Source organism: Weissella viridescens (genome assembly GCF_003862435.1).
In the GTDB taxonomy this organism is placed as follows: Bacteria; Bacillota; Bacilli; order Lactobacillales; family Lactobacillaceae; genus Weissella; species Weissella viridescens_A.
The window spans coordinates 82,982-98,657 of the sequence record NZ_RHGY01000001.1 but is presented as its reverse complement, the minus strand read 5'-3'; the positions used below and the strand labels follow the sequence as shown (position 1 = coordinate 98,657).

Here is a 15,676-nt window from a genome sequence, read left to right as displayed (position 1 = left end):
GGAATTTCTAAACATCGTCAAGCATTTACCTCTAAAATTTTCAATCTTTTTTTCCAACTCGACATAAAGGTGGCTTCAGGCCAGTCATTGCGCCGACGAACACCCAAACTCACATTGTCATATTGCACTAGACCATGTTGACGCATCGGGGCTGTAACATGGGCATGCCCAAAGACCACATGGCGCACGCCCGGCACTTGTTCAAGTACCATTCCCGTCCGAGGTGAGCCCAACATGGCATTCACGAGCTCACGTGGCTTGGCTGTATTTGGTAATAAATCATCACTAATCGGGACAAAATGCGTCATCACAATCATTCGCTTGTGGGCCGTGGCACCTGCAGTTAACTGCTGCGTTAATTGCTCATAGGCCCGTTGATAACGTTGTAGGTCACTTTCATTTTGGTCAATGATGCGATCATAGAAACGACCAAAGTGAAAACCAGCCGCTTCTGATTCTGGTAAATCAGGTGCGAAGCCATAATCGTACCAGCCATTTAAACCAATGATGCGCCAATCCATGTTTGGCAAATCTACATATTGATTATGTAGGTAATTGGGATGTTTCAAAGTCTCTAATTCATTCTCCGAAATATCATGACTCATGTCATGATTCCCCGCGACAAAGAATACTTGCGTTGCAGGAAGTGCAGCCTGTAGTTGATCCACATAGTTCAACGTTCGATTAAAACGATTTGACACATCCCCGACAATCAAATAGTAATCTATATGTAATTCCGTCAATGCCTGTGCTTCCGCCTGAATAACCTGATCAACATCAACACGATTGATATCAAGATGATTGTCACTACTTGCTGCTATTCTGACCATGCGTGCGCTCCCTTAAAATATAATACTTTAACATAACACTTTATTCTTGTAGTTTCTAGTTTTATCCTTTAAAATTGATAATTGTGTGAACCCAATTTGGAAAGGGACGCAAATAAAATTTAATCGTTTGGAGATGTCTATATCATGGATTCTGCTGATAAAAAGGCCCTGGCAGACCAGAAGAAAGATACAGCTTTCTTTGGTCAACCACGTGGCTTGCGGACGCTCTTCATGACCGAAATGTGGGAGCGTTTTAGCTTTTACGGTATGAAGGCGATCCTGTTGTTCTATATCTGGTACTTAATTTCAGCCGGGCAATTACACGTTGATCGTGCAACCGGGGCTTCAATTATGGCCATTTACGTTTCAATGGTTTACTTAGCTGGAACGCTTGGTGGTTTCATCGCCGATCGTATCATGGGTGAACGTCGCACCGTGTTCTGGGGTGGAGTTTTGATCATGATTGGTCATATCGTCCTTGCCCTACCTGGTGCCACAATTGCATTGTTTAGTGCCATGGCCTTGATTGTTTTGGGAACTGGGTTGCTAAAGCCTAACGTTTCTTCAATGGTTGGTTCATTATATAAGCAAGATGATCCACGCCGTGACTCTGGTTTCTCAATCTTTGTGTTTGGAATTAACGTTGGTTCATTCCTTGCCCCAATCCTAGTTGGTTGGACGCAACAAAGCTTTGGTTTCCACGCTGGATTCTCATTAGCTGCCGTTGGTATGCTATTTGGATTAATCCAATTCCACTTCGGTCAAAAGGATCTTTCAGAGAATTCACTTTATGCTCCTGATCCTTTGCAACCTGAAGAAGTTCGTCCTTTGATTTTCAAAGTTGGATATGCCGTTGTTGCATTAGCTTTGGTTATCATCTTGATGAACTTGATGGGTTGGAACAGCATCAACGATTACATTAACTTACTAACCGTTGTCGCGATTCTATTACCAATTACTTATTTTGTTATCATGTCAACGAGTCCAAAGGTTACTGCCTTGGAACGTTCTCGTGTGTTTGCCTACATTCCTTTGTTCTTAGCCGCTGTGCTATTCTGGGCAATCGAAGAACAAGGTTCAATCGTCTTGGCAACATTTGCGGCTGATCGTGTTAACTATGCTGATTTACCATCATGGTTATCATGGTTTAAGCCAGCCATGTTCCAATCAATGAACCCACTGTTCATCATGCTTTATACACCATTCTTTGCATGGTTGTGGACAGCTTGGGGTAAGCGCCAACCATCAGCACCAATGAAATTCGCGGTTGGACTTATGTTCGCCGGAGCATCATTCTTGTTGATGGCCGTACCTGGAGCAATTTGGGGAACTGGTATGAAGGTTTCTCCACTTTGGCTTGTTGGTTCATGGGCCCTTGTTATTATTGGTGAAATGTTGATTTCACCAGTTGGTCTATCCGTTACAACAAAGTTAGCACCACACGCCTTCATGTCACAAATGATGTCAATGTGGTTCTTGTCTTCATCAGCTGGATCTGCCTTAAACGCACAATTAGTTCGTTTATACAACCCAGCCAACGAAGTCAGCTACTTCTTCCTATTCGGAGCTGCTTCAGTCGCTCTAGGGGTTGTATTGGTCTTCTTAGTACCAAGAATTAATAAACTCATGGCCGGCGTCAGGTAGACGCTGATCAAAAAAATGCTTAGCACATTGTGTGCTAAGCATTTTTTGTTTGTGTTTAATTAAAATGGCGCTGGCATTTTGGCAGCGCGTGCCACCAAATAAATGGCCAAGAATACGACCAACATCAACAACGCGGCAATGCCCCAGTTATTAACGACGGCTGATAATGACACGAAGCCACTGGCAATCACAGCCCCAATCGGACGCGTCACTGAGAAGACTCCAGAATAAGCGCCAATCTTAGCCGGATCCATCATATCCGCACGCAATGTTTGACTTGCTGGCACCCCGATCATTTCTCCAGTTGTGAAGATAATGGTTGCGATAATCAATGGCCAGAAGTCTTGCATTAGGAATGAAAGCGCAAACCCACCCCCTTGGAGCAAAACCCCAATTGCAAAAGCCCGAACCAAATACCACTTTTCAGTTGCACGCGTGACCCAACCCATGACAAAAATAATAATCACAGTGTTAAAGACCAACATCAATGACAACATCCGCTGTCCGTAGATATCCATCCCAAATAAATGATATTCATGGAATGATTGTGACAGGTGCGCCGCTAGATAGTAGTCAGGTTGCAAATAAACCACCGAAGCGAGCACTGAAGCCATAGCAAAGGTCAAATATCGACGATCTTTTAAGACGGCCCAGTAGCCCTTTAAAGCGCTCAAAATTGATGTTGTTTGTTCATGTTCACTGCGTTCCAATGTCTCAGTCATCCCGAAACGAACAATGCAGTAATTAATGATTGGCACAATCGTCATGAATAAGAGTAATTCAAACAAATAATCGCGGAAGAACCAACCCCCAATCGCAGCACCAATCATGACACCAATATTTAGAATCCAATAAATCAATGCGAAGACAAAACGTCGATTTTGAGGAGTGGATGAGTCAATCATCATGGCTTGTTCAGCGGGATCCGCCAAAGACGAGCCAATCATCGCTAATAAGAAACCAATGAAGGTCACATAAGGGTTCACCAACCACGGTGAATTGTTCACCATCGCAATGGCGTACCCGACTACCATGGCTATTTGTCCATATTCAATCGTTCGTTTACGTCCAATCACATCGGCAATATGTCCCCCATACAACCCGAAAATCAAACCAGCGACCGAAACCGCCATGAGCAATACCCCAGTCCAAAATGAACCAAAATGTTGCACATAGTAAATCGTCATATTTGGCCCAATTGAGCTTCCCAAAAGCACGGTTAGAAAAACCGTCAAGGCTCGCAACTTCAAGTTCCGATCCAATGCCATAAATTCTCGCATCATCCCACCTCCTAGCAATTATTTTATGCGTGATGCTAACTTACCTTTTATCAGTACAAACACTTACTATACCAGTTCTAATAGCTTTACCCAAGGGGTTAAACCAATCTCTCTTGAACAAAAAAACACAGTAGGTATTTGCCTACTGTGTTCCAAAAAACTAATTTGAATGTGTTTCCTTATACTCTTGCATCTTACGAACATGCTCAATTCGCTCTGCCTTCGTTTCACAATTTTCTTGAACAAAGTCATCACCGACTGTCTCAATCAAATAGTAATTGAGAATGTCGGTTTCATCAAATCCGCCCGCTAACAAATCAACATAGTTAATGGTTGTGTCAAGTGAGATATCACCATCATTATTCCCAAAGGTAATTAAGATATCTTGGGCAACGGAATCATCGCGGTCACCTTTTAGTACTGATACAAGTTCCTTCACAAGTTCACGATACGCATTTAAATGCGTTTGATGTTCTTCTGAGGACTCCACTCCTGATTCCACAAATTCTGAAAAGAAAACAAGTTCTTGATTACGATCCAAAAACCAGAAATCAGCATCAAGATTGCCTTCATGATTTTTACCTAAAAAGTACAAATCCCAGAAATCAGCATCTCCGATCGTTTCATCGGTAACTTGCCAAATATCTGTAATAATCTCAATAATTTGATCTTCTGCACTGCTCATCTACTCCACACCCCGGTTTATTTTTATTCTGAATCATCCACAAAAACTTGATAATGCAGAGTTTCATCATGTTTATCAGCATATTCCTGCATTTTGTGAATATCTGCCAAGTTATCATCATTTTCAAGATATTCAGGTCCGACAGTTTCTACCGTATAGTAATCCCACACAGCATCCGGACTCAGATCCAAATTTAAGTGTCTCCAGTCATACCTATCAAACGTTAACTTGGCCACCACTTGTGAACCAGTCATGTCAAAATCAATAAGAACGTGGATATATGGTTCCAATTGATGGTCTGAAAACATCTTTTCAAAAAGAAATACTTCAGCTGACATTCTCAACGATAATATATATTCATTTTCACCAACTCTTTTTGAGTCCTCAATCAACATATTTTCTTCATTTACATACCAAAAATCATCTGTGGTAGTATCTCCATACAACTCCCCCCAAAAAAATAAATGTCCTACCTGTGTTGCATCTATGGTAGAAATTATTCCTTGAAATGTTTCATTCACCTCAAAAATTAAGTTTTTTTCAAAAGGTACTTTCTTAAAATCCATGCCAATCCTCTTCTTAACTATTATTTTCCTGTGCATTCACATAAGCTAACATTTCATGAACCACGCGTCTATCAGATTGTTTTACATACTTCTCGCCAACAGTCACTGATTTATAATAGTTGTCTGCTGCAAATAGTGGAAAACCAATTTCTGGCCAATCATAATAATCGAGACTAATTTTCGGAATCCCTCCATCATCATTTACAGTATAATTAATCAAAATTTGTCGAAACGGACGATCACCTTGACCTATTAGTAACTGATCAATTTCAAGCATATCTGCTGTCAATTTTTCACCAATCCCTTGATTTTCACTGTGATATTCTGCAAATTCATTTAACCTTTTATCTGCACCAACATACCAAAAATTCACGGATGAGAGCCCATCGTATTCATTACCAAAAAACCAGAGATTTGAACAGTTAGTTAGGTCCACAAGATTATTAATAACCTCAAATATATTATCGACCTGTCGTTCTATTTTTTCATCAAATACATTCAATTTATGTTCCATATGTCCCCCCAGCTATTACTAATTAGATCTAAAATCATCCACAACAACTTGATAATGCAAAGTTTCATCATGTTCAGCAGCATATTCCTGCATTTTGTTAACATCTGCCAAGTTGTCGCCATTCTTAAGATACTCTGATCCAACCGTTTCTACTCTGTAATAATCCCACACAGATTCCAGATCAAAATCTAATTTTCTCCAGTCATAACTATCAAAAGTTACATTAGCAATGACTTGTGAACCAGTCATATCAAAGTCAATCAACACTTGAATGTATGGTTTCATATTGTTATCCGAAAACATTTTCTTAAACATAGAAACTTCAGCAATCATTCTACGAAATAGAATGTAATTCACCCCATTCACTGAATCAACAATAATTTTTGTAGTTTCATCAACATACCAATAACCAACACTTTTACTATTGCCATATACTTGTCCCCAATAAAATATATGCCCAATGTCAGACAAATCTAAGGACGTATTCAAAAATCGAAAGGTATCATTAATTTCTTCATGTAGTCTCTCTTCAAAGGGTACTTTTCTAAATTTCATATTCATCTTTTCTCTCGTTTTTAAACTGATAATTAAATGCCGTTTCCGCCTCATGACTTTCCGCATACTTCGTCATTTTTTCAACATTCTCCATTCCGAAATTAGTAACGTACTTCTCCCCCAATGCTTTAGATAAATAATAGTCAGGTACCCCGTACATAGCAAAGCCCTCCTCAGGCCAATCAAAATAATCCAACGCAACGTTAGCTACTATTTCTTCCTTTTGAAACGTATACTCAATAAATATTTGGTTGAAATTTTTCATATTTTTCTGCGTCAAAAATTGATTCATCTCAAGTATATCTGCAGTCAATTTATCATCAGTTCCTTCGTTTCCTTCTTCGTAAGTTACGAAATCAGATATTTTATCATCCTCCTCAATACACCAAAAATCAGTAGATGTTATCCCACCTGAAATCTCACCTAAAAAAAATATCCTTTGGTATATGGATGTATCTATGAGATCATCTATAATTTTATAAATATCCTTAATTTCATATTCCATAGTTAAATTAGGTTTCGCTGTCTTATCTTTCATGAAAACCTCCTAAGGGCTATTTATCGTTTTAGATTCCAAGCTCATCATGCCATCTTCCAAATAAACACATTATTTTGGTGGATTATTAAGGGTAATTTATCAAAAATAATTTAAAAATGCAAAATTTCTCCCAAATAATTTAAACAATAAAAAAGCACACGCCATAACGTATGCTTTTTTTATTATTCAGTTTCTTGCAATGGCAAACGAATAATGAAACTCGTTAACTCTGGATCAGAGGTAACTTCAATTGTTCCGCCATGCGCTTCAACCACGCTACTGACAATAGCTAAACCAAGTCCGGTCCCACCTGTACCAGTATTACGTGAACTCTCCACACGATAGAATCGATCAAATAAACGATCAATTGAATCGGCTGGAATCGGATCACCATTGTTCGTAACCCGTACTTCAACCACATTCTCATCTTCAATAATCTTGGCTGATAAACGAATAAACGTCGCATTTTTTCCGTACTTCAACGCATTACTAATCAAATTCATGAAGACTCGGGCTAATTGATCCGGGTCACCAATCATTTCAATCCGTTTTGGATTAGTTACCGCTGAAATCACAACATCCTTTTGTTTTGCTTCTAGTTCATAAGAAGCTGACAATTGTTGGAGTAGGGCGGCCAAATCCAAGGGTGCCCAACGTAATTTGAAGTCCACTTGCTTCACCTGCGTGTAGTCAAATAGATCTTCAACCAATGATTTCATTTGTTGGGCCTTGCTGAAAGCGGTCGTCGCATACTGCTTTGCATCTTCAACCGTCAGCGTTTGCGGTGAGTCGTTCACAATCAATCCCAAGTAACCCAAAATTGATGTTAACGGTGTCCGCAAATCATGCGACACATTCGTAATCATCTCATCCTTAGAACGTTCAATATCACGTTCCTCTTCCATGGCATTTTGTGCAGCCATGTAAAGATCATCCACACTCTTTGCCATTGGTCGTAGGCGTCGGCCTAATTTAAGATCCGTGACTGCCGGATTTCCGTCCATATCTTTTGCATTCTTTACTTGTACACCTAATTCATTCACCGCTTGCGTTAATGATGTTAATTGCAATTGCGTATGGAAATAGCGCACCGATAAAACCCACCCAATCAGCGTAACTACAGCTGCCAAAATAGCAGCGAGCGTATGTTGCGTCCACACACTAGTGAGCGTCGCTTGGGTTAGCGTTGCTTGTTGCGTTAATAGCCACAAGCCCATCACGCCATAAAAGGCGAACACAAAAAATAGGGCCGAAACGACACTCTTAAGGGTGAAGACCACCCATTCTAAAGTATTATGTTTCATCCCTAATTTCCTTTTTTCTTATAAGACTTCAATCTTGTAGCCCACGCCCCAAACGGTTTGGACAACTTGATTACCGCCAGTTGCTTCTTCTAATTTATCACGTAGGTGCGAAACGTGCACCATGACTGTTTTAGCTGAAACCACTGACTCTTGTTGCCAGACACGTTCGAAGATATCATCTGCACTGAAGACACGATTTGGATGTGACGCCAAAAGATAGAGAATTCCGAATTCCAAAGCCGTCAAATTCACTTCAACGCCATCAGCCGTCTTCACTTCATGACTATCTTTATTAATCGTCAATGGTCCAATATCAAGAATTTCTGGTGCTTCTTGTTGCATGCCGTTTTGTGAACGACGCAAAAGTGCACGGACACGCGCCATCACTTCCAATGGATTAAATGGCTTCGTGACGTAATCATCCGCCCCTTGAATCAATCCTTGAATTTTATCCATGGCTCCTGACTTAGCTGAAAGCAACAAAATTGGAATTGGATTATCCTTACGAATCTCCTTAACCACTTCAGTTCCATCCATTTCAGGCATCATAATGTCTAAGATTACCAAACCAACGTCTGGGTTTGTCCGCAACTTCTTCAAGGCGTCCTTACCATTGTCGGCTGAAATCGGTTCATAACCTTCATTCTTAACATAAATTTCTAGTAGTTCTGCAATTTCATGATCATCATCAACAATCAATATTTTCATTCAATTCACCCCTATTCCAGGTTGACGGTACGCCATTACAGCCGTACATTACTTGCGTGCTTTACCAGCACCACCTAAGAAACCACCTTGCATACCGGTCTTGCGACGCCACCATTGGAATCCCAAGAATGAAAGTCCGGCAAGAATCAAGTAAATCCATCCTGGCAAGATTGGATTCACAACTGTTGGAATCAAACCGAATCCCATGTAGCACCCAAACCATGCCGCAAAGATAACCAATGACCCAACAATTCGAAGAATCACGTTACGACGTTGACCTTCTGCATTTGGTGCCATCAACATGGTCCATCCAGCGAAGAAAACCCCACCAGTAATTGACGTCAGAATTAAGGCCGTCAAACCTAATGATCCAACACTTTGACCTGATGCTGTGACTTGCTTGGCACTAAAGAGCAACATAATCCCAAACATCAAACTAAACATCATGAAGAAGACAAAACTGTTGTCGACCGCAATCTTCCAGAAGCCGTTGGCCGCATAGTTGATTGATGCTTGTTGTCCTGATTGACTTTGACGAACTTCCTTTGTCTTAATTCCCAAAGCGTTTTCTGGCGTACCATAAATTTGCTTAGCTGTTGCACCAGACTTTTGCGCTTCTAACAATTTTGCTTCAATCTCAGCAACCAAACCAGCATTGATTTGATCATCATTGGCTGATGATTGTACCTGCCACATGAATTCTTGGTTACGTTTTGTTAAACCACTTTCAGCTAACTCAGCGTGTGTCTTCAACGCCGGCGCTGTTTGGTTTTGATTTTTATTTTCAGTCATTTTTCTCTCCACTATACGTTGAATAGGAATTCCATGATGTCACCATCTTGGACAACATACTCCTTACCTTCAGAGCGACGCTTTCCGGCTTCCTTAACGGCCTTCATTGAACCAAGTTGGTCCAAATCGTCGAAGGCAACTGTTTCGGCACGGATAAATCCACGTTCGAAGTCTGAGTGAATGACACCAGCTGCTTGCGGTGCCTTCATTCCAGCCTTAAAGGTCCAGGCACGGGTTTCCTTACCACCAGCGGTAAAGAATGTACGCAAATCAAGCAAGTGGTAAGCCGTACGAATCAAACGGTTCAAACCAGGTTCTGTAATTCCTTGCAATTCCATGAACTCTTGCTTGTCTGCATCATCCATTTCAGCGATTTCTTCTTCGGCACGGGCTGAGATACCAATCACTTCTGCATGATCTTGCGCTGCATATTCCGCAACTTGTTGGTAATACTTACCTGAAGTTGGGTCAGCCATGTCATCTTCAGCTACGTTCGCCACGTAAAGCACAGGCTTTGACGTCAACAAGAACAAGCCTTGCACAATTTTTTGTTCTTCTTCGTTCCAGTCCAATGAACGTGCTGGCTTACCAGCTTCCAAGGCTGGCTTTAGCTTTTCCAAAACTTCAAATTCAGCCACGGCATCTTTATCCTTAGCTGACTTAGCCATCTTTTCAACCTTAGCATAGCGCTTATCAACAGCTTCCAAATCAGCCAAAACCAATTCAGTGTTGATGGTCTCGATGTCCGCAATCGGATCAACGACACCCGTCACGTGCGTAATATCATCATCATCAAACGCACGCACAACATGCACAATTGCGTTCACTTGACGAATGTTTTCCAAGAACTTGTTTCCAAGTCCTTCACCTTGTGAAGCACCCTTAACGATTCCGGCAATGTCAGTAAATTCAAAAGTCGTTGGCACAACCTTGTCGGCTGGTACTAATTCTTGAATTCGGACCAAACGGTCATCTGGTACTTCAACCATTCCCACGTTGGGTTCGATTGTGGCGAAAGGATAGTTGGCCATTTCCGCCCCTGCTTTAGTAATCGCGTTAAATAGTGTTGACTTACCAACGTTGGGCAAACCGACAATTCCTGCTGTTAAAGCCATTTCTTAATCCCTCTTTTTCTTTTAGTCTTCGTTTGCTTTTTCTAAAACGCGCTTAAAGCGCTTGTCGAAATCGTGGCGCGTCAATGTGACTTGGCGCTGGCAACCTTGGCAGACAACTTTCATATCTGCGCCCATGCGCACAATTTTCCATGCGTTAGCACCACAAGGGTGACCTTTACGCATTTCGACAATATCATTTAATTCGTACATCGTCGCCCTCCTTCAGATTAATCTAATGAAATATCTAACACATCAAAAATCCGATTTAAGTCGTCGTCTGACAAATATGAAATTTCAATTTTTCCGGCCCCTTTACGGTTACGGGTCACATTGACTTTAGTGCCAAACTTATCTTCCAATGCTGATTGCGTTTCAGCCAGATAGGCTGACTTTTCATCAGTTTTAGGTTGTGGTTCAGACTGTTCATTCAACTTATTGACCAATTGCTCAACTTGACGCACAGTCATGCCTTCACGTACAACGCGCTTGGCAACTGGGATAATCCGTCGCTTATTGTGCAAACCAAGCAATGTTCGCGCTTGCCCCATTGATAGATCACCGGCATCGACCATCGCTTTAACTTCATCAGGCAAGTTCAACAAACGCAGCAGATTAGCTACGGCTGAACGCGCCTTTCCTAAGCGCTTGGCAACTTGTTCTTGCGTCAAGTTCAACGCCGTCATCATATCGCGGTATGCTTGCGCTTCTTCAAGTGGCGTCAAATCCTCACGTTGCAAATTCTCTAAAATAGAAGCTTGCAACATTTGTTCATCCGTATATTTACGTACAATCGCTGGGATTGTTTCCAAGCCTGCTGATTGTGACGCACGCCAACGGCGTTCACCCGCCAAAATTTCATACTTTTGACTGTCTTTAGGACTGTGACGCACAATGATTGGTTGCAAAACGCCGTTTTCCTTAATCGATGCCGTTAAATCAAGTAACGCATCGGCATTAAAAATATGACGTGGTTGAAATGGATTTGCTTCAATTGATGTGACTGGCAATTCGCGGACCGCATCTTCATTGCTAACCGATGTATCAAGACCTTGGTCAGCAAAAAGCGCACCTAGTCCACCACCATCGCCTAAAATAGACTTCTTCTTACTTGTCGCCATGAGCTGCCAAGACCTCCTTTGCCAAATCTAGGTAGACTTCTGCACCACGTGACTTATTATCATAATCAATAATTGGCAAGCCATGCGATGGCGCTTCAGACAAACGGACATTTCGCGGAATATTTGTGTCGTAAACTTCACTACCAAAGTAATCCCGAACACTGTCGACAACTTCATTGGCTAAGTTTGTGCGTGTATCAACCATCGTCAACAAAACACCTTCAATTTCCAAATCTGGATTGAAGTGTTGTTGGACCAACTGCATGTTATTCATCAATTGTCCCAAACCTTCCAAAGCATAGTATTCTGCTTGGACCGGAATCAAAATCGAATCCGCGGCTGAGAATGTGTTGATTGTCACCAAGCCTAACGAAGGTGGATTGTCAATCAAAATATAATCATACTTATCACGAACGCCTTCAACCGCTTGCTTCAGACGGAGTTCGCGGGCCATGACGGGTGCTAACTCAAGCTCTGCTCCAGCTAAACGAATTGTGGCTGGCACAATGTCCATATCTGGATGAGCCGTTGGTAAGATTGCATCTTCAATTGGCATCTCGTTTACTAAAACATCATAAACGTCACGTTCAATTGTTGATTTCTGGATGCCTGATCCAGATGTTGCATTACCTTGCGCATCCGTATCAATGAGTAACACCTTTTTTCCTAGCGTAGCCAATGACGCCCCTAGGTTAACTGTGGTCGTTGTTTTACCAACACCACCTTTTTGATTTGCTAATGCAATAACGTGTCCCATCAAATCATCCTTTCTTTGCCTACAATGGTTTTCTTACTGGATCACCAGGCTTGCGTGGATACTTCTTAGGTGTCTTACGAACCTTTTCAATCACAATCACGGTACGTGGGTCACCATTTGGTAACGTCACATCAATTTCAGATTGGATTTTACCACCTAAGGTATTAATCGCCTGCTTGGCTTGTTCAACTTCGTCTTGAGCCTGACTCCCCTTCATGGCAAGTAACACACCATGCTCTTTCACAAATGGCAATGTTAATTCACCAAGCACATTTAAGCGCGCCAAAGCACGGGCTGTCGCAACATCATACTTTTCACGTTCAGGGCTATTCTTGCCAGCAAACTCTTCAGCACGCGCGTGTACAACCGTAACGTCTTCAAGACCTAATTCTTGCACTAATTCACTCAAAAAATTAATCCGCTTATTCAATGAGTCAATGATCGTGATCTTCAATTGTGGAAACACAATTTTAAGTGGTAACGACGGGAAACCAGCCCCAGCCCCAACATCAATCATGTTCAGTGGTTGATCCTGAAGTTTAGGGTAGGCAAACGCCAGCGTTAGTGAGTCGTAAAAATGCTTAAGATACACTTCTTCTTGATCAGTAATTGCCGTCAAGTTCATGTGCTCATTTACCGCAACTAAACGCTCATAATATTGATTAAATTGTTCGATTTGGTGGGCATCTAAGTCCACACCATTTTGACGTAAAGCCGCCGTAAATTCTTCAGGGTTCATTTCATTTCTCCAAACTGATTCCAATACTAAAAGAATAGCGCAAAATGCCTATGTTATCAATACTTCTATCGTATAAAAAAAGAATTATGTTTCATGTGAAACACAATTCTCACGCTAAAAGCCGTTAAGATAGTTTTTTCCAAATTTTTTCTTGAATTTTTGGTTGTGGGTCACGATTTAAGTCATCCATTGTTTTCCACTCACCCTGCACAGGTTCTTGCTGCTCTGTGATTGTCCCTTCAAAAACAGAAACAAACCACTTTTGGTGTGTGTAAATGTGGGTAATTGCGGATAAGTCAAGTTTCGTCAAATGAACCGAAACACCATATTGCTCGGCTAACTGTTTTTCAAGCGCATTTTGGATTTCGGTTTCTGACCAATTAACGTCACGGTCGTTTACAAAATCATCAATGTTGAAAAGCGGGACGGTCCAAAAGTTGGCAAGTAGTCCGGTTTCTGGTCGTTTTTCCCACAGGTATGTATCGTCAAGTTTAATCACCAGAGCTGCATAGTGTACGGGCTTAGCCTTCTTCGCTTTTGATTTCACAGGATACAAGTCAGTCGTGCCGTTTTGATACGATGCATCGAATTCACGTACGGGTGAGTGCTCCGGATCAGAATTTTTGGCTGACATAAACGAAGAACCTAAATCCATGATGGCTTGATTGAAATCACCTGGGCGGTCCTGGTCAATAATTTGATTGCCTAATTCAAAAAATTGATTACGTGTTGCCGGTTGTGCGATATCCGAATCAATTTCAAAAAGTCGAGCAAATACGCGAAAGGCATTGCCATCAATTGCGGCTACTGGTTCATTGAACGCAATACTGGCAATTGCTGCCGCAGTATATGGGCCAACCCCCTTCAACACTTCCAATTTTTTCATGGTTTCTGGCCATACGCCATTAAGATCATTCACGATTTGTTGCGCCGCTTTTTGCATGTTCCGTACTCGTGAATAATAGCCCAACCCTTCCCAAGCTTTTAGCAAATCCGCTTCAGGCGCATTGGCGAGGTCTTCTACGGTTGGAAACGCCTCCATAAATCGATTGAAGTATGGAATCACCGTATTCACTTGTGTTTGTTGAAGCATGATTTCTGAAACCCAAACCCGATATGGACTGTGATCCGAACGCCATGGCAATTCACTGCGCCCGGCCTCGTCATACCATTTTAAGAGCGTTTTTTGAAACGCATGAATTTTTTCATCATCCCACATATCAATCATTTTTAGTTTTCCACCTTGTTTTAAACATTAAAAAAGTAGCGTTATGCGCGCTACTTTTCTTTACCATTTCGAGTTTTTGCTGTCTTAGGTAAGACGATATTGAACGTTGTTCCATGTGGAACAGTGTCGACAACTTGAATTGTACCATGATGTCCTTGAACGACCCACTTTGCAATTGATAATCCCAATCCGTGTCCTCCACTCGTTCGAGAACGGGCTTTATCAACACGGTAGAAACGGTCAAACAGATGTTTCTTTTGTTCATCAGTTACACCGCTTCCAGTATCAGAAACGGATAACTTAATTGAATTATTTTTTTGCTCAGCTTTAACCGTGACAACGCTATCAGGTCCAGCATATTTTTGGGCGTTATCAATCAAAATAATAAGTAATTGACGAATCCGTTGTTCATCACCGTACATCGGTAATGTTTCTGGCACATCAATTTCAAGTTTTTGATCACGCTCCTCCGCACTAAATTTGAAAATATCCCCAACTTCATTCACTGTCTCAGCTAGGTCAAAATCATCAAATTTGAACATTGGTACATCGGCGTCTGATTGTGCCAACGTTAGCATATCACCGATTAAATTGTTCAGGTGGCGGACTTCTGTCAAAGCACCTGCCACGTTCTCGACTTGATCCATGACAGTATCTTGTGGATGTTCCAACATCCGTTCCAGATCATTTTGGATAACCGTCATTGGCGTCTTAAATTCATGGGCAGCATCCGCCACGAAACGTCGTTGTTGTTTCCATGAACGCATAATCGGCCGCATGTTAGAACGCGTGAGCATCATCGAAAGGATGAGCAGGGCAATTTCTGCCATACCAAATATCCACAATAACCTTCGGGAAACATTTTCAAGAATCTCATGTTCCTTGGTGATATCAAGGTAGGCTAGTTTATCGCCTTGTCGTTCAAAGAAGTACCAACGACCATTGAACTCGCGTTCCGTCGCCTTTGATCCAGACTTCATTTTCAACACCTGTTCGACGGTACTTGTATAGTCCATCACCGGCGCTGGTTCCAATCGCTTGCGCGGATCCGAATTAGGATTGAATGTTTGCTCCACACGTGATTTTGGTGAATCGTACATCAATTCCCTGAACTGGCTCACCGAAAACAAACTAATGAATGCGAAGACAAGCGTAAAACCACAGACCATTAAAATCGTCATTTTTTCTTGCTGGGTCAATTCTTCACGAATTTTCTGAAGTGGCTTAGGTAACTTCAGTTTTTCAAAATTCGGCGCTTGATAGGGTGCATACGCCGTTTGATGTTTGTTTTTTCGCATACAAA

General features: G+C 41.6%; 18 protein-coding genes. 1 reads left to right on the top strand and 17 read right to left on the bottom strand.

The features are described 5' to 3' along the window. Positions 1 to 17: 17 nt before the first annotated feature. Complete coding sequence (locus D3P96_RS00470; protein WP_124942475.1) at positions 18 to 830, bottom strand: metallophosphoesterase; 813 nt, start codon at positions 828 to 830, stop codon at positions 18 to 20. Between the two features lie 144 nt (positions 831 to 974). Here D3P96_RS00470 and D3P96_RS00465 point away from each other — a divergent pair, with 144 nt between their 5' ends. Then, a complete protein-coding gene (locus D3P96_RS00465; RefSeq protein WP_124942474.1) occupies positions 975 to 2,474 on the top strand; it encodes a peptide MFS transporter in 1,500 nt (499 codons plus the stop codon). A 59-nt stretch (positions 2,475 to 2,533) separates the two neighbouring features. On the opposite strand, the gene D3P96_RS00460 is transcribed toward D3P96_RS00465, so the two are convergent. The 16 genes from D3P96_RS00460 to D3P96_RS00385 form a co-directional block, all read right to left on the bottom strand. Beyond that, positions 2,534 to 3,757, bottom strand: coding sequence for an MDR family MFS transporter (locus tag D3P96_RS00460; protein WP_244919042.1), 1,224 nt, complete (start codon positions 3,755 to 3,757; stop codon positions 2,534 to 2,536). 157 nt (positions 3,758 to 3,914) lie between these two features. Further along, entirely contained in the window at positions 3,915 to 4,439 is a 525-nt protein-coding gene (locus D3P96_RS00455; RefSeq protein WP_124942473.1) for a hypothetical protein, read from the bottom strand. 23 nt (positions 4,440 to 4,462) lie between these two features. Further along, positions 4,463 to 5,005, bottom strand: a complete 543-nt coding sequence (locus D3P96_RS00450) for a hypothetical protein (protein WP_124942472.1) — start codon at positions 5,003 to 5,005, stop codon at positions 4,463 to 4,465. A gap of 13 nt (positions 5,006 to 5,018) precedes the next feature. Beyond that, positions 5,019 to 5,519, bottom strand: coding sequence for a hypothetical protein (locus tag D3P96_RS00445; protein WP_124942471.1), 501 nt, complete (start codon positions 5,517 to 5,519; stop codon positions 5,019 to 5,021). Positions 5,520 to 5,537: 18 nt separating this feature from the next. After that, the gene (locus D3P96_RS00440) at positions 5,538 to 6,080 is read right to left on the bottom strand and encodes a hypothetical protein (protein ID WP_124942470.1); all 543 of its coding nucleotides are present in this window, start codon (positions 6,078 to 6,080) and stop codon (positions 5,538 to 5,540) included. After that, on the bottom strand, positions 6,064 to 6,612 hold the full coding sequence (locus tag D3P96_RS00435) for a hypothetical protein (RefSeq protein WP_124942469.1): 549 nt from the start codon (positions 6,610 to 6,612) through the stop codon (positions 6,064 to 6,066). The genes D3P96_RS00440 and D3P96_RS00435 overlap by 17 nt, the downstream gene beginning before the upstream one ends. A gap of 182 nt (positions 6,613 to 6,794) precedes the next feature. Beyond that, positions 6,795 to 7,916 carry a sensor histidine kinase gene (locus tag D3P96_RS00430; protein WP_124942468.1) on the bottom strand — a complete coding sequence of 374 codons (1,122 nt, stop codon included), beginning with the start codon at positions 7,914 to 7,916 and terminating at the stop codon, positions 6,795 to 6,797. An 18-nt stretch (positions 7,917 to 7,934) separates the two neighbouring features. Next, complete coding sequence (locus tag D3P96_RS00425) at positions 7,935 to 8,624, bottom strand: response regulator transcription factor (protein WP_057744882.1); 690 nt, start codon at positions 8,622 to 8,624, stop codon at positions 7,935 to 7,937. A gap of 48 nt (positions 8,625 to 8,672) precedes the next feature. Continuing rightward, positions 8,673 to 9,416 carry a DUF1129 family protein gene (locus tag D3P96_RS00420; RefSeq protein WP_124942467.1) on the bottom strand — a complete coding sequence of 248 codons (744 nt, stop codon included), beginning with the start codon at positions 9,414 to 9,416 and terminating at the stop codon, positions 8,673 to 8,675. Between the two features lie 11 nt (positions 9,417 to 9,427). Continuing rightward, positions 9,428 to 10,531, bottom strand: coding sequence for a redox-regulated ATPase YchF (ychF, locus tag D3P96_RS00415; RefSeq protein ID WP_124942466.1), 1,104 nt, complete (start codon positions 10,529 to 10,531; stop codon positions 9,428 to 9,430). Between the two features lie 21 nt (positions 10,532 to 10,552). Further along, positions 10,553 to 10,741 carry a DUF951 domain-containing protein gene (locus D3P96_RS00410; protein WP_072152386.1) on the bottom strand — a complete coding sequence of 63 codons (189 nt, stop codon included), beginning with the start codon at positions 10,739 to 10,741 and terminating at the stop codon, positions 10,553 to 10,555. A gap of 17 nt (positions 10,742 to 10,758) precedes the next feature. Then, on the bottom strand, positions 10,759 to 11,649 hold the full coding sequence (locus tag D3P96_RS00405; RefSeq protein ID WP_124942465.1) for a ParB/RepB/Spo0J family partition protein: 891 nt from the start codon (positions 11,647 to 11,649) through the stop codon (positions 10,759 to 10,761). Then, positions 11,636 to 12,406: a ParA family protein gene (locus D3P96_RS00400; protein ID WP_124942464.1), complete on the bottom strand. Its 771-nt coding sequence runs from the start codon at positions 12,404 to 12,406 to the stop codon at positions 11,636 to 11,638. The genes D3P96_RS00405 and D3P96_RS00400 overlap by 14 nt, the downstream gene beginning before the upstream one ends. 19 nt (positions 12,407 to 12,425) lie before the next feature. Continuing rightward, positions 12,426 to 13,145: a 16S rRNA (guanine(527)-N(7))-methyltransferase RsmG gene (rsmG, locus tag D3P96_RS00395; protein ID WP_124942463.1), complete on the bottom strand. Its 720-nt coding sequence runs from the start codon at positions 13,143 to 13,145 to the stop codon at positions 12,426 to 12,428. A gap of 124 nt (positions 13,146 to 13,269) precedes the next feature. Continuing rightward, positions 13,270 to 14,373 (bottom strand): A/G-specific adenine glycosylase, encoded by a 1,104-nt coding sequence (gene mutY / locus D3P96_RS00390; protein ID WP_124942462.1) that lies wholly within the window; start codon positions 14,371 to 14,373, stop codon positions 13,270 to 13,272. A 50-nt stretch (positions 14,374 to 14,423) separates the two neighbouring features. Then, on the bottom strand, positions 14,424 to 15,671 hold the full coding sequence (locus D3P96_RS00385; protein ID WP_244919041.1) for a sensor histidine kinase: 1,248 nt from the start codon (positions 15,669 to 15,671) through the stop codon (positions 14,424 to 14,426). Between the last annotated feature and the right edge of the window lie 5 nt (positions 15,672 to 15,676).